19 protein-coding genes and 1 pseudogene are annotated in these 21,583 nt (G+C 45.5%); 4 read left to right on the forward strand and 16 right to left on the reverse strand.

Annotated features, from left to right (window positions below; translation table 11 throughout):
• Positions 1-11 precede the first annotated feature (11 nt).
• The 15 genes and pseudogenes from hrcA to OCV96_RS04095 all read right to left on the reverse strand — a co-directional run bounded on the left by hrcA (position 12) and on the right by OCV96_RS04095 (position 18,035).
• Positions 12-1,040: a heat-inducible transcriptional repressor HrcA gene (hrcA, locus tag OCV96_RS04025; RefSeq protein ID WP_118503162.1), complete on the reverse strand. Its 1,029-nt coding sequence runs from the start codon at positions 1,038-1,040 to the stop codon at positions 12-14.
• 223 nt (positions 1,041-1,263) lie between these two features.
• Positions 1,264-2,658, reverse strand: coding sequence for a DUF2142 domain-containing protein (locus tag OCV96_RS04030; RefSeq protein WP_262593603.1), 1,395 nt, complete (start codon positions 2,656-2,658; stop codon positions 1,264-1,266).
• Between the two features lie 135 nt (positions 2,659-2,793).
• On the reverse strand, positions 2,794-3,273 hold the full coding sequence (locus OCV96_RS04035; RefSeq protein ID WP_117465980.1) for a DUF6465 family protein: 480 nt from the start codon (positions 3,271-3,273) through the stop codon (positions 2,794-2,796).
• Positions 3,274-3,390: 117 nt separating this feature from the next.
• A complete protein-coding gene (locus tag OCV96_RS04040; RefSeq protein WP_118503165.1) occupies positions 3,391-4,302 on the reverse strand; it encodes an undecaprenyl-diphosphate phosphatase in 912 nt (303 codons plus the stop codon).
• Positions 4,303-4,345: 43 nt separating this feature from the next.
• Positions 4,346-5,200, reverse strand: coding sequence for a patatin-like phospholipase family protein (locus OCV96_RS04045; RefSeq protein WP_118668603.1), 855 nt, complete (start codon positions 5,198-5,200; stop codon positions 4,346-4,348).
• Between the two features lie 181 nt (positions 5,201-5,381).
• A complete protein-coding gene (locus tag OCV96_RS04050; RefSeq protein WP_262593604.1) occupies positions 5,382-6,575 on the reverse strand; it encodes a pyridoxal phosphate-dependent aminotransferase in 1,194 nt (397 codons plus the stop codon).
• Between the two features lie 76 nt (positions 6,576-6,651).
• Positions 6,652-8,280 carry a tetratricopeptide repeat-containing diguanylate cyclase gene (locus tag OCV96_RS04055; RefSeq protein ID WP_262593606.1) on the reverse strand — a complete coding sequence of 543 codons (1,629 nt, stop codon included), beginning with the start codon at positions 8,278-8,280 and terminating at the stop codon, positions 6,652-6,654.
• Between the two features lie 165 nt (positions 8,281-8,445).
• Positions 8,446-9,969 (reverse strand): glycerol kinase GlpK, encoded by a 1,524-nt coding sequence (gene glpK / locus OCV96_RS04060; RefSeq protein ID WP_227062851.1) that lies wholly within the window; start codon positions 9,967-9,969, stop codon positions 8,446-8,448.
• A gap of 123 nt (positions 9,970-10,092) precedes the next feature.
• Positions 10,093-10,470: a DUF1667 domain-containing protein gene (locus OCV96_RS04065; RefSeq protein WP_117465986.1), complete on the reverse strand. Its 378-nt coding sequence runs from the start codon at positions 10,468-10,470 to the stop codon at positions 10,093-10,095.
• 19 nt (positions 10,471-10,489) lie between these two features.
• Positions 10,490-11,473 (reverse strand): annotated as a pseudogene (locus tag OCV96_RS04070) (NAD(P)/FAD-dependent oxidoreductase); the annotation flags it as partial.
• Positions 11,466-13,025, reverse strand: a complete 1,560-nt coding sequence (locus OCV96_RS04075; protein WP_118668601.1) for an NAD(P)/FAD-dependent oxidoreductase — start codon at positions 13,023-13,025, stop codon at positions 11,466-11,468. The pseudogene OCV96_RS04070 and the gene OCV96_RS04075, both read right to left, overlap by 8 nt.
• Before the next feature lie 235 nt (positions 13,026-13,260).
• On the reverse strand, positions 13,261-14,988 hold the full coding sequence (locus tag OCV96_RS04080; protein ID WP_118668600.1) for a glycoside hydrolase family 13 protein: 1,728 nt from the start codon (positions 14,986-14,988) through the stop codon (positions 13,261-13,263).
• A gap of 15 nt (positions 14,989-15,003) precedes the next feature.
• Positions 15,004-15,849 carry a sugar ABC transporter permease gene (locus tag OCV96_RS04085; protein WP_117465990.1) on the reverse strand — a complete coding sequence of 282 codons (846 nt, stop codon included), beginning with the start codon at positions 15,847-15,849 and terminating at the stop codon, positions 15,004-15,006.
• A 7-nt stretch (positions 15,850-15,856) separates the two neighbouring features.
• A complete protein-coding gene (locus tag OCV96_RS04090; RefSeq protein WP_118503177.1) occupies positions 15,857-16,747 on the reverse strand; it encodes a carbohydrate ABC transporter permease in 891 nt (296 codons plus the stop codon).
• 37 nt (positions 16,748-16,784) lie between these two features.
• Positions 16,785-18,035 (reverse strand): extracellular solute-binding protein, encoded by a 1,251-nt coding sequence (locus OCV96_RS04095; protein ID WP_262593611.1) that lies wholly within the window; start codon positions 18,033-18,035, stop codon positions 16,785-16,787.
• Positions 18,036-18,219: 184 nt separating this feature from the next.
• On the opposite strand from OCV96_RS04095, the gene OCV96_RS04100 reads away from it, so the two are divergent.
• Positions 18,220-19,248 (forward strand): LacI family DNA-binding transcriptional regulator, encoded by a 1,029-nt coding sequence (locus tag OCV96_RS04100; protein WP_262593613.1) that lies wholly within the window; start codon positions 18,220-18,222, stop codon positions 19,246-19,248.
• Between the two features lie 168 nt (positions 19,249-19,416).
• On the opposite strand, the gene OCV96_RS04105 is transcribed toward OCV96_RS04100, so the two are convergent.
• Complete coding sequence (locus OCV96_RS04105; RefSeq protein ID WP_227062857.1) at positions 19,417-19,839, reverse strand: type IV toxin-antitoxin system AbiEi family antitoxin domain-containing protein; 423 nt, start codon at positions 19,837-19,839, stop codon at positions 19,417-19,419.
• Positions 19,840-20,462: 623 nt separating this feature from the next.
• Between OCV96_RS04105 and OCV96_RS04110 the strand changes: the two genes are divergently transcribed.
• The 3 genes from OCV96_RS04110 to OCV96_RS04120 all read left to right on the forward strand — a co-directional run bounded on the left by OCV96_RS04110 (position 20,463) and on the right by OCV96_RS04120 (position 21,431).
• The gene (locus OCV96_RS04110) at positions 20,463-20,903 is read left to right on the forward strand and encodes a hypothetical protein (protein ID WP_117465994.1); all 441 of its coding nucleotides are present in this window, start codon (positions 20,463-20,465) and stop codon (positions 20,901-20,903) included.
• 166 nt (positions 20,904-21,069) lie between these two features.
• On the forward strand, positions 21,070-21,231 hold the full coding sequence (locus OCV96_RS04115; RefSeq protein ID WP_015554547.1) for a hypothetical protein: 162 nt from the start codon (positions 21,070-21,072) through the stop codon (positions 21,229-21,231).
• A gap of 56 nt (positions 21,232-21,287) precedes the next feature.
• Complete coding sequence (locus OCV96_RS04120) at positions 21,288-21,431, forward strand: hypothetical protein (protein WP_262593616.1); 144 nt, start codon at positions 21,288-21,290, stop codon at positions 21,429-21,431.
• Positions 21,432-21,583 lie beyond the last annotated feature (152 nt).

A 21,583-nucleotide genomic window follows, 5' to 3' on the forward strand; every position in this document is an offset into this window, starting at 1 on the left:
CTGGAATCTGTCTATTCTTTGCGGTAAAGGTCATCCAACTGGTTCTGCACCGTCCGCAGCGTTCCTATGACCTTGTCATAATCCATTCTCTTGGGACCTATGATTCCTATGGTTCCCTTCATGCCTTCTCCCAATTCATAAGTAGCTGTGACAACACTGCAATCCTTCATGCCCTGTACCGGTGTCTCGTCTCCGATGTACACCTGAATACCTGTGCTGCCTTCATCTGCCAGGGACTCCTGGATCAGACCGCCCAGCTGCTGCTTCTCCTCGAAAGCATTGATCAGTTCACTTGCCTTGGACTGATCTGCCAGTTCCGGATACCGGAAAATATTGTTGGCACCGCTGGTGTAGATCTCCAGGTCCTCGTCTGCCTTGATGGCATCCGCCACAGCATCGATCACCTCACTGACGATCTCACTGTGGATTCCGGCCTGCTGCTTCATTGCTGCGATCATTCCCAGATTGATCTCCTCCATGGACAATCCATTGAGGTGGGTATTCAACAGAATGTTCAGCTTCAGCAGTGTCTCATCATCCAGTTCCTGATTCACCGCCAGGATATTGTTCTTGATCACATTACCTTCGGCAACGATGACCGCCAGAATCTGTCCGGCATCTACCCGGGACAGCTGGATGAACTTTACCTTGTTGTGATGTACCTGCGGAGCACTGATCATGGTGGCGTATTGTGTGTTCTGAGCCAGGGTCTTCACCACCTGTTTTAACAGGTTCTCCAGCTTATCCTGCCTCTCTAAGAGCATATCCTTCATCTCATTGACTTCCTGCTCTCTGGTGGCCATCATGGTATCCACATAGAAGCGATATCCCTTATCGGAAGGAATTCTTCCTGCGGAAGTGTGCGGCTGTATGATATAACCCATCTCTTCCAGATCCGCCATCTCATTGCGAATGGTCGCCGAGCTTAAATTCAGATCTGTGTATTTTGAAATGGTCCTGCTGCCTACCGGCTCTCCCGTTTCCAAGTAGTTCCGGATAATGGCTTGCAATATAATTGTTTTTCTGTCATCCAATTGCATTCCATCACTCCCTTTGGGATTATTAGCACTCATCTAAAATGAGTGCTAACATCTTCTTACCCTAAAATAGCACTACAGGGTATTATTGTCAACTGATTTTCCGGAAAATAATTCTAAACAAACTATTAAAAAAAACTATTCAGAGCCTCATTCGCCAAATACAGATTCTTGTGCAAGCACAAATCTGTACTTGGCTCATCGTATACACAAAAAAGGACCGGCACTATTTCAGTACCAGTCCTGTCTCCAGATATACGGGAAGTGCCCGTACATATACCATATCTATTGTGCCTCCGACAAGGATCAGAAAACATATCGCAACCCCTGTATTCACCAGCCACCGGGGAAAGGTTCTGCCTTTGATCTTCAGTTCCGAAAGTTTTTGAATTCCTTTTATCATATAATACATCAGGGGGAGCAGCGCTGGGAGCAGGTACCGTCCCTGATTCTGATAATCCGTGGTGTATGCATAATAAATCGTCAGAAATGCCGGCATACAAATGCAATAAAGCATATTAATATGGAAGAACCATTCTCTTCCGGATATTTTGCGGTGCTTCTTATAGCAGATCACATACAGAAGGCTTCCCGCGGTGCCAAGCACAAAAAATGCTTTATACGCCCGATACAGCCAGATGCTTCCGTAGATGGACATGGAGCCGAAAGCTGCCACGAAGCTGTGGAACAGACCGGACAGCGTGTAGCGTTCCCGGAACATTTCCAGCACCGTATAACCCATGGACTGATAAGTCTGCATGGTCAGCGGATTGACACTCTCCACCGCATATTGGATCGCCATCTTTTCCCGGGTGGCCAGTCCCAGCAGATCTCCGTCCAGAACGATATAACTTCGGATGAACCACCAGCCGATCCCCGCCAGAACTACTCCGGCGATCAGACAGCCGTATTTCAGCATATTCTTCCAGTCATAGAAATAGCCGCCGTTTTCCTTCTTCTGCAAAAAGGACAACAGAAAGAGTAAAATGCAGCTTACGATATATCCGTAGGCATTATAATAAGAAAGAGCACACAGAATAATACCACCGCTCATCCACAGACTGTTGCGGAGATTTATACCATCCTGATATACGCATACCAGAGCATATACCATCATGGCCGTGGATAACATACAGCAGGAATCCGTATTCACATAAGTGTGCAGGAACAATCCCTCCGGCAGGTACGTTACTGCAAAGCAGAACAGCCAACGGAATCGGTCATCCCGGAACACTCTTTTTCCAATCAAATATACCACTACTGCCATCAGCAGGCCAAAGGTTACGTTCACCAGTCTTGCGGTATAGAGCAGTACCACTTCCGATTCCGTAAACAGGCTCACAAAGCGCATGAGATATCCCTGCACGATATAGGGAAATACGTTATACAGAGCATAGGAAAATCCGTAGGCCGGAATCCGCACCTCTTCCTCCCATCCCGTAGGGATCTTCCCATACTTGCAGATAAACTGCGGGATCAGATATCTCGCATGTTCATCCGGCGGATTACCATACAGCGGCGGTGTGTTGGCCAGCGGCTGCAACAGTGCAAGTGTAAGTGCCAGTGCCAGGAATCCCAACAGATATAATGTAAAAATAATCTTTTCTGATTTTTTCTGCATTCTGTCATCCTTTAACATTTTTATAGATACGAAGACCCCAAAGTGGTAAATTCAACTTTGGGGCCTGCTCACAAGTATTCTTACGAATGCAAGCATTCGACGTATACTTTGCTCATTTTATCTGACTCTGGACAATTATATGTAGAAGCTTCCGGTGATCTCTTTGTTCATTACATAGTAAACCATGTTCTCTTCGGGCTTTACATACAGCTCTACGCTGGTCAGGTCAGCTGCCTTCTGCTTCAGATCGTATTTCCATACGTCCTTGGCGATCTTCAGCAGTTCTTCCTGAGAGTAGGACTTTCCACCGAACTGAACGCTGATCTCACTCTTTAACTCTGTCTTCTTGGCTACGGGCTTCTTAGCCTCTGCCTTTGCAGGTGCTGCCTTCTTGGTCTCTTTCTTAACTGTTTCCTTCTTGGCTGCAGGCTTCTTAACCTCTGCCTTTACAGGTGCTTTTTCTTCTGCCTTTGCTACAGGGGCCTTCTCAGCTTCCTTCACAGCGGTCTTGGTTTCTGTCTTAACTGGAGTTGTCGGTGCTGCTTTCTTAACTTCTGCCTTAGGCGCTTCCACTTTAGCTGCTACAGGTGCTACAGTTTTCTTAACTACTGCCATGTTACCGTCTCCCTTCTGTACGAATCATGTACAAAAACATTTTCATTCTCCTCACAAGTACCGTATTTCGGTGCTCGATAAGGGTAGTGTATTCCTTTTCCCTATAATTGTCAACTGTTATGCGAATACCAGAAAGTACAGCAATACGATAATACCCAGCACAATACGATACCATCCAAAGACTTTAAAGTCATGCTTTTTGATATATCCCATCAGGAAACGAAGTACGAACAGGGATACAATGAAGGATATCACTGTACCGACCAGCAGGCAGGCAAGCTCCATTCCCGTGAATGCAAATCCGAACTTCAATACCTTCAGAAGACTCGCTCCAAACATAACGGGAATCGCCAGAAAGAAGGTAAATTCCGCTGCCACCGTTCTCGATATACCAATCATAATAGCACCCAGGATCGTAGCTCCGGAGCGGGATGTTCCGGGCAGTGCCGCAGCCACCAGTTGGCAGAAACCGATGATCAATGCATCTCTGTAGGTCAACTGTGACAGTGTTGTGGTGGTAGGTACACGATTCTTGTTCCAGTTCTCGATCACGATAAACAATACACCGACCAGTACCAACATAACTGCTACCACGATGACCTGGATCGTTACTCCACTGGTTCCGATCTCTTTTTTGAAGGCTTCGCTCACCGCATCATCAAACAGCAGGCCGTAAACGACCGCAGGGATACATGCTACAACGATCTTCACCCACATCCAGAAAGCATCCATGCTCAGTGCCACATTTCCTACCGTAAAATCTTTTTTAGATCTTACAATACCACCTTTTTTTGTCTGCTGATTTTTCTTCATATAAAAAGGCCAGATCTTGTTCCAGAACAGAACGACTACCGCCAGGATAGCTCCCAACTGAATGACAACATCAAACATATCGAAGAAGCCTTCACTGGTCTCCTGAAAAGGAATCAGACGCTCCACCAGGATCAGATGTCCTGTGCTGCTGATGGGCAGCCACTCGGTGATGCCCTCCACGATACCGTAGATAATTGCCTTGATAATTTCTAACATTTTGTTTCTCCTATCTTTTTTATTTTCTGACGAATCAGAGCTTTTATTTTTCGAGATATGCCAGCAGATCTTCATAGCAGTTCTCTGCTTCCTGATAGCCCTCTTCATATAATGCGATCAGTTTGTCCTTGTCTTTCTCTATCCGTCCCACATCACTCTTCTTATGAGGTCTGATCACGAAAGCCTGACCGTTTTTCTCCTGTCTGTCAATATAGTCCAGGCACTCGTTATAACGGATATGTCGGTCTGCCATGAGTTCATATACTTTAGGATATTTCAGGTATCTGAGTTTTATGAGTCCCAGCTGTGACGCAGATGCGGGCTTTCTCACGAATCCCACCTCTTTGGTCATGACCAGGATGTTCTTCCGGTTGCCGTCCAGAATAGATTTCTCCAGAGGAATGGCATCGCTGATGCCACCATCCAGATACAGCTTCCCATCGATCTTCACATTCCGTGCCACCAGCGGCAGGGATGCGGATGCCCGGATCTTGTCGATATCCTTGCGGATATCACGGACACGCAGATACTCCGGCTGTCCCGTCTCGATGTTGGTCACCACGCTGTAGGCCTTGCCAGGATATTTTTCAAAGGTATCGTAATCATACGGATACAGGTAATCCGGAATCAGGTGATAACAGAAATCCACATTGAACAAATCTCCGCTGGTCAATAAGCTTTCCAGGCTGCAATACCGTCTCGTATCCAGATAATCCACACTGACACTCAGCGCCCGTCCCTTTTGTCTGGACAGATAGCTGCACATATGGCATGCACCGGCGGATACTCCGTAGATGTGGGAAAAATCAATTCCCTTTTCCGTAAAAAAGTCCAGTACGCCGGCGGTGTATACACCCTTCATTCCGCCGCCTTCCAATACCAGTCCTGCCTGATACATTCTCATTACTCTCCTTTCTGCTTCTGCAACTATCCAGAACCCCATTCGCAAAATCGCATCTGCGATGCTTTCCTGAATAACAAGTTCTCTTGTTATTTGCTCATGTGGTTATTTCGTCACATCAGCATATCGAAAGGCTCATTCGTGCAAGCACGATTCGCTTTCGATATGCTGCGTGACTCTAGATAGTTGCATACTCCGTCTTCACAAACTTCCGCAACGCTTCCAGGGATCTCTCCACTTTTTCGGTGTCCACACAGTAGGCCATGCGGAAATATCCCGGTGCACCAAAGCTATCACCCGGTACCAGAACGAGATCATATTTCAATGCTTTCTGGCTGAATACCTTGGCATCCTCTTCCAACGCTTTCGGGAAAATGTAGAAGGTTCCGCCGGGCTTCACGCAGGTGAATCCCAGCTCGGTCAGTTCTTTATACAGGATATTCATATTCGTCTCATACACCGATAGATCCGCTGTCTTATCCAGTACCTGTGCCACTGCCAGCTGGATAATGGAAGGCGGACAGTTATGTCCGATACCTCGGGAGATCTGTCCGCACATATTGATCATGGTCTCCGCATCCTCACATGCCGGGTTCACTGCCACATAACCGATACGTTCTCCCGGCAGAGACAGAGATTTGGAGAAAGAATAGCACATGATAGTATTGTCATAAAAATAGGATACGCAGGGACTGTCTACACCTTCAAACACGATCTCACGATAAGGTTCATCAGAGATCAGATAAATAATATGACCGTATTCCTTGGACTTTTCGCTCAGGATATCTGCCAGTCTCTGCAATGTCGGGGTGGAATATACCACACCGGAGGGGTTGTTGGGAGTGTTGATCAGTACTGCCTTGACCTTCTCCGTCAGCATCTCCTCAAACGCCTCGAAGTTGATCTGGAAGTTCTCCAGATTGGGGGGAACCACCTTCAGTACCGCTCCGGTGAGATCCACATAAGGATGATATTCCGGAAAAAACGGTGCAAAAGTCAGGATCTCATCTCCCGGCTCCGTCACCAGACGAAAAGCATGTGCCAGCGCTCCTGCCGCCCCGGATGCCATGAAAATGTGCTCCTTACGATAAGGCAGCCCAAACCTCTTCTCCAGGTTCTCCGCAATTGCCTCCCTGACACTTGTAATACCGAGGCTGGGACTGTAGCCGTGCAGTTCCAGCGGTTCCTTCGTTGCCAGCATATGGATCATGCGGTCAGTAAATTCTCTGGGAACCGGAACGGAAGGATTCCCCAGGCTGTAATCAAATACATTCTCGTATCCGATTTCCTGTCCCCTTGCCGTAGCAAATTCCGAAAGCTGCCGGATCACTGATTTTCCGGACAGCATGTCTTTATATTTCTGAACTAACATACTAATCTCCTTTCCGCAGACGATTCCTTTCGTCGGAGGAATCGCAAATCAAATTTCAAATTTGATTCTGCGCTGTTTATTTGATCTCTATAAACTTATCTCCGAACCTTTCCGTGGACAGACAGATACTGTTTCTTCCACAGCTTTTGGCCTTATAGAGAAGATCATCCGCTCTTGATGTGAAATCCCATTCCTTGTTATTGCCCACCGGAATCCGCACAAATACTCCCTGGCTTACCGATACATAGTTGCTGCAATTACTGCATTCATGGGGAAGTTTCAATTTGCGGACCTTCCTCAAAATATCTTCCGCCACTCTTCGTATCTTCTCCACCGTCATTCCTGTATAGAGGATCATAAATTCATCCCCACCGTATCTGGCACAGAAAATCTTACCCGGAACCTGCTGTTTCCGCAGAACTCCGGCAATCGCTTTCAGGCACTGATCTCCGGCCAGATGTCCGTAATGATCGTTGTATTCCTTGAAGAAATCAATATCCATGAGTTCTACTCCCATGAGCTCATGTTCCTCATAGGCATGTTCAAAACTGCTCGTAAAGTGTTCATGTAAAAAGGTCCGGTTTGCCAGTCCCGTCAGCTCATCATGCATAGCCAGACTTTCCAGCTCCCGGTTGGAAGCTTTCATGTTCGTCCAGTCCAACGTAACGTTTTTCAGCCGGTTCTGCAATTCTATGACATTGATCAGCGCTTCTCTGTTTTCCTGTTGGTATTTCTCATAAATATCAAAATACTGGCGGGTATAATCTATGTATTCCCAGGTGAGACCCTTCTTCTGCAGAAGTTCACTCTTGAAAGGATACAGATCCAGGAAAATATTATAATGCTCTTCGATATGCTTTTCATCAATGATCCGGATCAATTCTTGCAGATATTTTCCATCAGGCAGGATTGCCAGGATTCCCGCCAGGATCACCAGTTCATCCATGATCTCTTCAAAAACATCCCGGTCTGACAATTGCTCCAGAAGATCTGCTGCAAGCTTTAAAGCCTCTTCCTCATGCCCTTGTAATAATTCGCAGGAAATACGATACATTTCTAATGTTATTTTCGAATAATAGCTTTCCGGTGCCTCTCTGATGATCTGTTCTATTTGATTCCAAAGCCGTAAAGCCTCTTCCATTTCTCCCATATACATGTGACAGCAGCCACATTCGATCATACAGTTGATCCTGTTATAATTCAGCTGATATGTTTTCTCTGACTTACTATAGGAGTCGATTGCTGTACGGTAATGCTGTATCGCCTCCTGCCGCAGGCGCATCCTGACCAGGGTATAGGCAATATTACTCTCCGCCATGCCCTGGATATAATAAAAATGGTATTTTTCTGCATATTGAAGGCAGTTATAATAGGAACTTAAGGCCACCATCCGGTTATTCTTCCGATCGGACACCGCTCCCATCATATTATAGGTTCTGGCCAGCAGTTCATACATCTGCTCATTTTTCAGATAACCGATACTCTCTGTCAGACATTGCAAGGTGTTTTCATACTGGTCGTTCTGCCAATAATATTCTGCAAGATAATAAAGCCCCAGGCCGGCCAGCTTCTGTGAGCCGGTGTCTGCTGCATATTCCATCACTTTCTGACAGGTCTCGTTGTCCGGAAATTTACCGTTTTCCCGGTTTTGGATGGTTTCCTCTATGAAATTTTGAACGGTCTGTGGTAAACCCTTTAAATCCATGCCGATTCCTTTCCGGAATCCCCAAGCTGTCATTGATCATCCCCTGTCAGATGCCATCATAAACAGCCATGGTATTCTAAATAGTTATCATACCACAGTACTTTGTCACTTTACAAGATTGCTCCGCCAAAAATACACGTCACCCGTAAAAAATTAAGGTTTTATTTAGATTTCATCCTCTGCCCATGCAAGAGCACATTTCACCGCACGATGCCAGCCCTTTAACAGTTTCTTGCAGTCTTCTTCATCCATTTCCGGTGCAAAGGATGCTCCGATCTGCCAGTTCTCACGGATCTCATCACGATTCTTCCAATAGCCTACCGCAAGTCCTGCCAGATAAGCCGCTCCCAGAGCAGTCGTCTCGATACATGCCGGACGGCGTACCTGGGTGTTGACGATATCTGCCTGAAACTGCATGAGGAAATCATTGGCACTGGCGCCGCCGTCTACTTTCAGGCTCTTTAAATCAATGCCGCTGTCCTTCTCCATGGCTTCCAGCACATCTGCCGTCTGGTATGCGATGGATTCCAGCGTGGCCCGGATGAAATGTTCCTTGGTACAGCCTCTGGTAATGCCGACGATGGTTCCTCTGGCATACTGATCCCAGTAGGGGGCTCCCATGCCCGCAAATGCCGGAACAATATAGACCCCTGCGGTATCCGGCACATGCTCTGCATACTCCTGGGACTGTGCAGAGGTCTTGAGCATACGCATACTGTCACGAAGCCACTGGATCCCGGCACCGGCTACGAACACACTGCCCTCCAGGGCATATTCTACGTTCTTGCTTGTGCTGGCAGCAATAGTAGTCAACAGCCCCGACTGGGAGGTAATGGCTTCGTGTCCGGTGTTCATTAATAAGAAGCAGCCGGTCCCGTAAGTATTTTTCACTTCTCCCTGTTCAAAACAGCATTGTCCGAACAACGCTGCCTGCTGGTCTCCCGCCGCACCGGCAATGGGAATCTCACCGCCCAGTACAGAAGCATCGGTCCTGCCGTAGATTTCGCTGGAACAACATACCCTGGGCAGCAGACTCTCCGGGATATTGAAGCGCTTCAGGATCTCCTGATCCCAGCAGAGATTATGAATATCGAAAAGCATGGTCCGGGAAGCATTGGTATAATCCGTTACATGTACGGCACCCTTGGTCAGATTCCAGATCAGCCAGGTATCTACCGTACCGAAAAGCAATTCTCCCCGCTCTGCCCGTTCTCTGACACCGGGTACATTATTCAGGATCCAGGCAATCTTGGAAGCACTGAAATAAGCATCCGGGATCAAGCCGGTCTTCTTCCGGATGATTTTGTCAAAACCGTCTTTTTTCAATTCCTCGATCATATCGGAGGTCCGGCGGCACTGCCATACAATGGCATTGTATACCGGTTCCCCGGTATTTTTATCCCAGAGAATCGTAGTCTCACGCTGATTCGTGATGCCGATGGCCTCGATCTGGTCATCGGTGATACCCAGCACCGCCATACTTTCAATGGCCACTCCCAGCTGGGAGGACCAGATTTCCATAGGGTTATGCTCTACCCAGCCTGGCTGGGGATAGATCTGTGTGAATTCTTTTTGTGCCATGGAACAGATATTTCCCTGTTTATCAAACAGGATACAGCGGGAACTCGTGGTTCCCTGATCCAGTGCCATGATGTATGTCTTTTTCTGTGTGTTATGTGTATCTCCCATTGTGTTATGTAACCTCCCGTTGTTCGTTCCAGGCTCTGCCCATAGCATATCCCAATCGTGTCATTGGAATATATTGTGTCCATTGCCCCAAATATGCTCTATTCTCAATAGTTCTGTCCTCTGTCACCCACGAAACGACCGGGTTGCCACTATATTGACACCCGTGTCAGCTACGTTTTCCACAATGACATCTCCTACATGAATGGGTGCAGCCACAGTGACATCTGCCAGGGCTTTCATGCAGTCATCGATCCTGCCTTTGGGAATATCGGAAGCCGTCTTCACGGATACTACTGTGTCCGGATACCCTTCCACACGCACGGTGGAGGTGACGATCCGGGTAGGATTCGTGACTTCTTTTTCTCCGTAAGCCGCCCCTCTGGGGCACCGGTTGCCGGTCACTGTGACACTATTGTCACCTTCTATGGTCACAGTCAGAGCACACCCCACCGGGCAGCAGATACAGGTCAGTTCTCTTTGTGTTGTGTTCTTCTCTGCCATCGTCTCACCCTCTTTTCTGCCGAATATATTCTACAGCGTAGTTTCCCGCCTTTTCCGCTTCTGCGGATACATGGTCTACCAGTTCATGGACGTGGAGCACATTGCCGCAGGCGAAGACTCCGGGGATACTGCACTCCAGATTCTCTCCCACTACCGGTCCTCCGGTCTTGCCGTCCATATCTGCTCCTAAGCCTCTGGTCAGTTCGTTCTCCGGGATCAGCCCGCAGGATAACAACAGAGTATCACAGGGAACATCCCATTCGGAACCGGGAATCGGTTTTCCATTATCATCCACTTTCGTAAAGGTCACACCCTCTACACGGTCTTTGCCGTGGATCTTTGCTACCGTAGTATTCAGATACAGTGGAATATTAAAATCATCCAGGCACTGGACAATGTTACGCTTCAGTCCGCCGCTTTGGGGGCGAAGCTCTGCCACGCACTGTACTTTGGCACCTTCCAGCACCATACGTCTCGCCATGATAAGTCCGATGTCTCCGGAACCAAGGATCACCACACATTTACCGGGCATCCGCCCTCTGATATTTACATAATACTGTGCCGTTCCGGCGCTGTAGATGCCTGCCGGTCTGCTGCCGGGGATATTTAACGCACCACGGGAACGCTCTCTGCAGCCCATCGCCAGGATCACGGTCTCTGTCTCGATCTCCAACAGACCGTCCTCTTTGTTCATGGCGGTGACTTTCTTGCGTCCATCGGAGCGCAGGGAAATATTTGTTACCATGGTATTCAGCAGATAAGGGATTTTTGCTTCTTCTGCCATGTCAATATAACGTTCCGCATATTCCGGTCCGGTCAGCTCCTCTTTAAAAGTATGCAGTCCGAAACCGTTGTGGATACACTGGTTCAGAATGCCTCCCAGTTCTCTGTCACGCTCTAAGATCAGCACTTTTTCACAGCCGGCCTTTCTCGCAGACAGCGCTGCCGCCAGTCCCGCAGGACCTCCTCCGATGATGACGATATCTTCTGTGCGTTTACTCATGGAGTGCCTCCTTTCCGACAGGCGCCTGTGTCCTCTTCCATGTTCCGCCCTCTCCGGGTGCGGTGTCTTTATTTTTACCGGTCAGAATCTCTGAGCCGGTTCCTTCCTTAGTGATCTGTGCCAGATCGAGATGCAGTTCTCTCGACAGGATTTCCAACGTCTTCGGGGAACAGAAGCCTGCCTGGCATCTGCCCATTCCGGCTCTGGTGCGGCGTTTGACACCATCTAATGTCGTCGCTCCCACCGGACGGTGAATGGCTTCCAAGATCTCTCCCTCCGTCACCAGTTCACAACGGCAGATCACATTGGCAAACGCGGGATTTTCCCGGATCAGTGCTTCTCTCTCCTCTTCCGTGGCAAGTGCCATGCTGGGGATTCCTTTTCTGCTGTCAATAAAATCCGTCTTACGTTCTGCGGGATAAATATTTTTAACAATCCGTGCCACATACTCGCCAATAGCCGGTGCACTGGTGAGTCCCGGAGATTCAATACCTGCCACATCAATAAAGCCAGGATGTCCTTCTGCCTCGCCAATGAGAAAATCCGATTTTTCCGCAGGTTCTTCATGTACCAGATGAGCTCGCAGTCCGGCAAAAGAGGTGATGGTCTGTCTGCCGTCCAGCGCATCCACACTGTTACTTCCCAGATTCAGAACCTTCGTCAGTCCTTCTGCCGTGGTGTCCACATCCTGCTTATCCGGAATATCCTCCGCTGTCGGACCTACCAGCAGATTGCCATGGACAGTAGGAGTTACAAGGATACCTTTACCCATTTTAGAGGGCTGTTGGAAAATAGTGGAATTTACCAGATCGCCACAATTTTTGTCCATCAGACGATACTCGCCTCTGCGAGGCACGATGCGGATCTTCTCCTCACAGATCATATTGTGAATTTCATCCGCATAGACACCTGCCGCATTGATGACGATGGGTGCCACGAATATCTCACCATCCACCTGCACCTGATACATCCGTCCTTCCTTCGCAGGTGGGTTCTCGGTCCATACCGGTCTCTGTTCCACGATAGCTGTCACCTTGTGGTCACGATAGAACTCTACGCCGTTTTCCGCCGCATTTTCTGCCAGCGCAATATTCAGTCCGAAGGGACAGACGATACCACCGGTGGGGGCATACAGGGCTCCTACGATGTCACGGGACACCGCCGGCTCCATTGCCCAGACTTCCTCCGGGGACAAAAGCTTCAATTCTTTTACCCCGTTCTCCATGCCTCGCTGATACAGTTCTTCCAGACCGGACATGGCATCTTCTTCAAAGCATAACACCAGGGATCCGTTCCTGCGGAACGGGAAGTCCAGCTTCTTCGACAGTTCCTCCATCATTTCATTGCCCCGGACGTTTAACTGTGCCTTGAGAGTTCCCGGTACTGCATCATACCCCGCATGCACGATACCGCTGTTGGCTTTGGAAGTACCTTCGCAGACATCACTTTTCGCCTCCAGTACAGCGATCCTTAGCTTTCCCTTCGCCAGTTCCCTGGCAATGGCGCAGCCACTGACTCCGGCGCCGATAATGATCACATCATAATCCTTCATAACCTCGCCCTGCCTTTCCTATGTTTACATTTATATTTGAATGTCCACCTTTACCTTCTGAATATCCGTTTTCTCTTTATGAATGTCCATTTTTTATTTGTCGCAAATGTCTCTTTGCTATTTATTTTACCATATTCTGCGGGAAAACACGACCGAAAACCAGCAACACTCTGTGTAAAATGTAGTCGAAAAAACCGGACAGCAATCGCTCACCATCCGGTCTCTTATTATTGTTCTATTTTTCTTCTATAATCGCATATCCCATACTTCCAAGCTTTCCGGCTTCATAGGATTCACTCAAAAGCACGCTGCCCTTTCCCAAATACTCCCGCAGATCAATCGTTGTACTGCCATTATTGAGACAGACTGTAATCTTGTGATCTCCCCAGGTTCTCTGATAGATATATCCTCCGTCATGATCCATATATCGCAGAGTGTAATCTCCATAGGTCAGCTCCTCATGTTCTTTACGAATAGCAATCAGCCGGGAAAAGAAATCATCCTCTTCATCCTGCACCTTTTCCCAGGGCATGGGCCCCCGCAGTGTTGTCTCGCTACTTCCGTCCATTCCCAGTTCATCCCCATAGAATACGCAGGGGATTCCGGGAGAGGTAAACAGGAACACCTCTGCTAGCCGGAATCTTCGCAGGTCCCCCTCGCAGTACGACAGGAACCGGTTGACATCATGGCTGTCTAATAGGTTTAACTGCCCACGCAGCGTTCCGGTACGATATCGCAGTAGCATCTTCACGATACGATCATGAAATTCCTCTGCGGAAATTTTCCGAAGGGCAAAGAAATCACGACAGTTCTTCCGGAAATCATAATTCATGGTGGAATCAAACATGTCTCCGTTCAGCCAGGTCTCCGAGCTCTCCCATATCTCCCCTATCATAACACTCTCCGGATTTTCCTCATGAGCAGCCCTATGGAAATCTCTCCAAAATCCCCGATCCACTTCATTTGCCACATCCAGACGCCAGCCATCCACCTTAAATTCCCGAATCCAATAACGGCATACTTCCATAAAATAAGCTCTTTCCTCCGGATTAGAAGAATTCAGCTTCGGCATCTTCCGCTCATAAGCGAAACAACTGTATGTCGGCTTTTCTTCTTCCGTTGCCGGGCGTATAACCGGAAACTGCAGCCGATAAAACCAGTTGGCATATTCGGAGCTTTCTCCTTTTTCCACCACATCGCTAAACTGCGGGAAATACCAGCTGCAATGGTTGAACACACCGTCAATGACAATGTGCATTCCTCTGTTGTGAATATCCTGCACCAATTCCCGGAACTCTTCGTCCGTTCCCATATTGGGGGACACATGAAAATAGTCTAGCAGGTCGTATTTATGATACTCTCCCGCCGTGAATACCGGGTTCAGGTAGATACAGTTGAATCCCAGCTTCTGAATATAATCCAGATTCTCCCGGATCCCCTGTATGGTTCCGCCCAGACGGCTTTTCAACCGGATGCCGTTCTGCCATTCCATCTCTTTTCCCTGTCCTACGATCTCGCGGTGTCCGCTGGCAAAGCTGTCCGGGAAAATATTGTAAACGATTGCCTCCCGGAACCACTTCGGTTCCTCACAAATCTCTTCTCTGCGGATAAACGGATACTGGTAAAATTCGCTTCTCTCTACCGGAAGATATTTTGCGCAGATATCTGCATAATAGAACCTCGTCTCTTCCGGGTCTTTCAATTCAAAATAGTAGCATACCCTGTCATACGGAGTCTCAAAAGTTGCATCATAATAGTCAAAATGCATATCCGACAGTATCTTCTTCATGTACACTGCCGTAAACACAATAGGATCACCGGGTTGTACGCGGTCTCCGTACCACAGAACACAATCTGTCAAATTATCCTTCGCCACCCGGATACGAATTGTAAGATTCCTCTCACTGTTCGCAAATGCATACTGCGACAGCGGTATATGTAAAATTGCTTCTTGTAAAATCATAAGTTCCTCCTGCTTTTAACCTTTGACACCTCCCGAAGACAGTCCCGATACCATGTATTTCTGCACCAGGAAAAACAAAATCAATACAGGAAGTGTTGTCAGAATTGCCGCTGCCGAAAAAAGCGGCCAGTTACGCGTATAGTCCGTAGCCTGCAGAGAATACAGCGCTACCGCCAGTGTATTTTTCTCCGCGCCTGACAAAAAGACTGTGCTGAAAATATATTCATTCCACACATAGATCACCACCAGAACAGAAGAGATGATGATGCTTGGCCTTGCCAGCGGCATGACGATCTTCGTGATCAATTGTCTGTCATTCACACCATCAATTCTCGCTGCATCCTCGATAGCCTCAGGAATACTGTCAAAATATCCCTTCATATTCCAGAAAACAAAAATCGCCATACTTCCCGCATAGATAAATACCAATCCCATATAAGAATTCAACAGATTCAGAGTCTTGATAATCCGATAAATTGCAAACATGGAGAGAATTGCCGGGAACGCATTTAACACCAGTAAAATATATAAAGTCCTCTTTCGTCCGGCAAACCGCATTCTGGAAAATACATACGCAGCCGGCACAGCCACCAGCATAGTTAGCAGAACGGTCAGTGCGCTTAGCAGAAGACTGTTCACAAACCATCTCCCAAAAGGTCTCTCCGTCAGGATCGTAATATAGTTATCCATAGTGATTGTCTTCGGCAAAATATGAAATTCTGTGGAAATAATACTGTTACTCCCACTGATAGATATACTGAATGCATACAGGATAGGAATCAGTGTCAGGAAAGAAAGTAAAATGAATCCTATATTCAGCAATATCAGCTTTACTTTTTCTTTAATTTTTTTCCCTGTCATATTCCCCTCACTGTTCCGAGATTGAAAACTCTCTTCGGTTCATGGTCTTGTAAAGCACCAGTATAATCACAAATACAATAAACGCCACAGCGGATGAATATCCATAGTTGCTGGTAATAAACGCTTTTTCATATACATAGGTGATTACCGTATTAATATCTGCACCAGTCTTCGAACCGGTCTGCATCGTCATCAGATACACAATGTCAAACTGCTTAAACGCCGTGAATGTAGCCATAATGATCACCGGCATCAGAATGGGAAGAATCTGTGGAATGGTCACATAGAAATGTTTTTTCCAAAATCCCGCACCATCTAATTCCGCACTTTCATAGATATTCCGGTCAATACTCTGCATGGCACCGTCCATCATCGTGAACATATACGGAACTCCCAGCCACAGGTTCACCACCAGACAACTGATAAATGCCATACCGTTTGTGGACAGAAAATTTACCGTTTTGCCTCCAATCTGTTTCAGTATCTGATTAAACAGTCCGAATTCCGTATTAAAAATTCCCATGCGCCATAACAGAATTGATACATATGCCGGCATCGCCCAGGGCACGATCAGCAGAGTCTTGTAGACCCTTCTCAGTTTTAATCCCTTCGCATTCAGCCCAACGGCAACGAAAAAGCCAAAGATCAACTGTAATGCCATACTGGATACAGTCCATAATAGAGTCCGTAAAAAAGCAGGAAGAAATCCAGAATCAAAAGCCAGCAATGCCTTTTTATAATTGTCCAGTCCAACACAATGATAATCCTTCCAATGATAAATACTCATATTGGTAAAGGATATTTCTACGGTATACAATAAGGGCACGACAATCATCAACCCTACAATGATCAGAAACGGCATACTGTAGAACCATGCTTTCTTCTTTCCTCGTTTCATCCTGCTTTCACTCCTTACCTGTCATTACATCTGCAAATTACTGCATTGCAGAAATCTGTTCCAAAGCTTCCTTCTGATGTGCATCGCATGCCGTCTGCACATCCTCTCCACGCTTATTCACTGCTGCCAGCAGGTCATCTGTCACTGACCACATCACATCCATTTCCGGAATGTTGGGCATAGGTACTACATTGTTTGCCATAGTCTTCAGTGCCATGATCATTTGGTCCTCTGACACAGATGCATCTTCATAAGCTTTACTGTTGGCAGGTGCACAGCTTGCGGCATTTGCCAGTGCCACACCGGTCTCCTTGGATCCAAGTACCTTCAACACTTCTGCCAACGCCTCCTTTTTCGTCTCTGCTGCATGCTTCAGTACATGAACGCCCTGTACTCCGGAAAAAGGTGTCAGAGATGTGCCGTTCGGCAGGACCGGCATCGGCGCAATTCCCAAGTCAATACCGGCTTCTTTGATACCCGGTACCAGCCAGGGACCTCCGATAGTACTTGCTGCTTTTCCTTCCGTAAACAGAGTTGTCACGGTATTGTACTCACCATCTGCCGGCATATATGACACAAACTGCTTATGATATTCCATAGCTTCTACCGTCTGGGGCAGATTCAATCCCGGCTCTCTGTTCTCATTGATCAGATAACCGCCAAAGCCCTGGATCCAGGCTGCTGCATTATAGGAAGTGGAATGCTGCTCGACAAATACATACTGATCTGCCGTGGTCTCATTCTTCATAAGTTCCAACAATTCATCCGTGGTCGCCGGTGCAGTCTCCATCAGATCCTTATTGTACAGAAACAGCAATGCTTCATAGTACAACGGTAATTGATATTTGTCTCCCTGATACTCCCCGGCGCTTAACGTCATAGGAAGGAAATCCGCCAGATCATCCTCCGTCAACACATCGGTAATCGGAGACAGGATTCCCATCTGTGCAAAGGTACCTACTTTATCATGTGCCCACATAAACATATCCGGCGCACTTTCCTGATCGTCACCCACTAATTTTAAGGCATCCGACATATTTTCTTTTCTTTCAAAAGTGACTACAATCTCCGGTGCCAGTGCATCGACCTGCTTCTGTAACGTATCGGCAATAGTGGCATCCGCACAATGCCATACGGTAATATTCACCGGCTCTGTCGTCTGCGTATTCTGATTTTCCGTTGTCGTGGTTACATTACTTTCTGTATTTACGGTTGCCTCTGATCCGCATCCGCTTAACATGGATACTACTAAAAGTGAACTTAGCAACATTGCAATTTTTTTCTTCATAGCTTCCTCCTTTTGATAAAACGTTTTTCTACTTTTATAAAACACAGCGCTATGTTTAAAAAATATTGAATCTTCTTTGCGAATTCGATATACTAAAAATAGCAGACCGCCTGCGAAATAGCAACGAAACAGCCCATAAAAAATGCACAATTTACGCAAACGTTTTACCAATGGAGGATCTCAGATGGCAGCAACAATCAAGGATGTAGCCAAAAAAGCCAATGTATCTATTTCCACAGTCAGCCGAGTACTGAGCAATCAGATGCATGTCTCTTCTTCCACTTATAAGCGAATCCAGGATGCCGTAGCCGAATTGAATTACATTCCCAATTCTTCCGCAGTATCCCTGGTTAAAAAAAGCAGCACAACTGTCCTCTATGCTGACAGTTTTTACAAGGGACGCCCCTACGAGAATCCCCATATGTTCGACATTATCTCCGGTTCGTCCCATGAATTACGCAAAAAAGGATATTTTCTCGGCTTATTGGATCTGGATCGTTCCAAAGAAAAATCTGAAGAGCAGATCATCAACGCCATACAATCTAAAAAAGCAGATGGCATTCTGATCAACGGTTATTACGTAACTCCTGCAATTGAGAAAGTACTATTAGCCACCGATTTCCCGCATATCTGTATCGGAAAACCCTCTTTCGACTCCATGCTGTCCTGGATTGACACCAATCATTCTCTGTCTTCTAATCTGGCAATCACTCACCTGGTCTCTCTCGGGCATAAAAAAATTGCCTTCGTCGGCGGTTCTGACAAAGACAATATTTACAGAGATCGTTTCCTGGGATATCGGCTGTCTCTCGAGCGCAACAATCTCTCACCCCGAGATGCTTATGTCATCCCTACTTCTTCCAATCTGGAAGAGATCATCCAACATACCACGGAGCTTCTGCGACTACCGGAACCTCCCGACAGCATTCTGTGCTTTAACAGCCTTATCGCCGTCGGCGTCATCCAGGCAATCCGTCAGTTCCGCCTGCGCATTCCGGAGGACATTTCTATTGTCTCCTTCGACAATTACCCTTATGCACCTCTGATCACACCATCTCTGACTGTCGTGGATATTGATATGTACAGTCTTGGCACCCGTGCCGGAGCATCTCTGCTGAAAAAGATACAGAACCCGGAGATGCTGATCCAGACCTATACCGCCTTGCCACATTTGATTCAACGAGACAGCACGGTGTTACACAGTGAAACATAATTCGTATATATCCTTAAATCTTGCGGAAAATGTTCCGAATTTTAATAAAGACCATAGCTTTTCACTTAACATTTGCTCATTAGAATTAATCAGCAGACTGGCTCCTTCATCATATGCGATATCAAAACAATATTCTTCCTGCTCAATCTGCTTTCGTATAGAAATCATTTATAAAATCTCCAATCTGATGGTTTCCATCACCATGTTTGTCTTTGGCAGTTCATATGCATATTCCATAATTTGTGTCATGTCCATTTTATGGATCAGCTTTCTATAGTTACTTATTATTTCTTTGTATAGATCAAAAGAAAATTTGCGCTTATTACGTATTAATTCAATCAGCAGTCTCTCTTCATTATAAATTGTTATATCCACTCCATCATACTCTATCGTTGTCTTCCCCATTTCAAAAGCATTACTGTTCTCATAAATCTGCTTCACCCGTACATCTTCAATTTTTCTATTACTTTTGGGCGTTGCGACATAATAATGATCCGGTATGGTGTCGGTCAGTCCATAATAATAAAATGCGCTGTTAAGTGTCAGTATTGCATTCGGATATTTTTTCATGATGATCTCTAATTCCGGCACATACCTATCCTCTGAATAGAGACCCTTTTCTGTTATAAATAGATGACCTTCCTGTATGTTTTTTTAATTTGATAATCTGTACCATATTTTTCCAGACATTCATGATATGATAATAACATATTCCCCTCCTGGTTTTAGCTATTGTAGGTAAAATATATTTTTTACCTGTTTCTATTTCAATATCATCATAACTTATTATATTTGTCCCTATTTACCTTTGTGTGTCTAATATCAAGACAGTATAATTATGCATTTCACGAATTGCGTATGCAGTTAGAAAATCAAGTAGTCCAAATTCAAATACAATCCTAAGAGGCTTTTCAGATAATCTGGAGAGCCTTTTTATATTTTTAGAAACGTTAAGTTATTATTTTGTTCTTGTGTCTATAAATATTATAATGTCTATACTTCATGTAGTTGTACATTTAAGGCAATGAATACACATCTTAGGTAATGTCTATGAACCATTTTTTCAACACCTCAATATAGAAAATATAATTTATTTTTGAAAGGAACATTTTATGGAAAGCAAATCACAGACATTAGTTTGGCTGTAGTGCTTTTTATCAACATGTGTTAGACTACTGTTATACAAAATCGATATTTGTGGAGGTAAAGAGTGTATGAAAAAGGAACTGCGTATTCTGGTTATTTTAATTGCTGTGTTATTGGTAGGAACAGTAGGTTACTATTTCATGCCAAAGAAATTCGGTAAGAATGTAAATCCTTCTGAGGTAGACCATATAAATGTGTTCGATGGAAATACAGGAACTGGTTTTACTATCACCGATTCAGAAGATATCGAATATATAGTGGCGAATATTCAAGGTATTTCAATGAAAAGAGATGGCATTTCACTTGGAAGAACAGGATACAGTTTTAAAATTAGTTATATAAACAGCAACGATAAAGATATCATACCTGTATTTATTCTCAATAGTGATAATACAATTTGTAAAGATCCATTTTTCTATAGATGTGATGGTGGATTATGCTTTGATTACTTAAAAGCATGTGAAGAGAAATATAAAACTAATGCAACAGAATCTATAGAAGAAAAATAACTTATTGCTGATAAATGTTTTGATGGGGCGATGGTTTTTACATTGATAATAATGGTAATTATTTTATTGGTTTTGATACCTGTAGGAATTGTTGTAGATAAAAAGATTGAAGCTTATTTTGAAAATAAGAGAGAACCTTAAATTCTTATTTATGGAGGTATATATTATGAGAGTAATCATTTCAATCATTCTTATGGTAATTGCAGCGTTGGTCGGTTTTTTCTTTGGTGCTGGAATGAACGAAGCAATGGGTGGAGCAATACTACTTTCAATGATTACAGGTTTTGCTTGCACTATTAATGCTATTGAAAAGAACAAGAAGGACTGACAACTTCCTGTTTTGAGAATTGAGAAAATCGATACTTGTAGATGGAGGTAATCAAAATGAAAGAATATCAATATTTGATTGGAAAAATTATTGTCGCAGTGGCAATTATAGTTGCCGCAATCATTATAGCGCAGGCTATTGGTGGAGCTGGAGAAAGTATCCGTAGTAGCTTGTTGCAATTAATGGATGCTCTTCGATAACTTCCAGTTTGCCGAAATATATTTCTAACTTTCCCTATTTTACAGGCTTTCCAGCCTGTGCATTAGCGAAACGATATGTATTTTCCCTTATTTTTGCCCTTATGAGATAATCGTAAGGGAAATAAGGGAAAGTTTTATTTAGTCATTGCCTG

It is taken from the genome of Waltera acetigignens, from assembly GCF_025567015.1.
Classification (GTDB): Bacteria; Bacillota; Clostridia; order Lachnospirales; family Lachnospiraceae; genus Acetatifactor; species Acetatifactor acetigignens.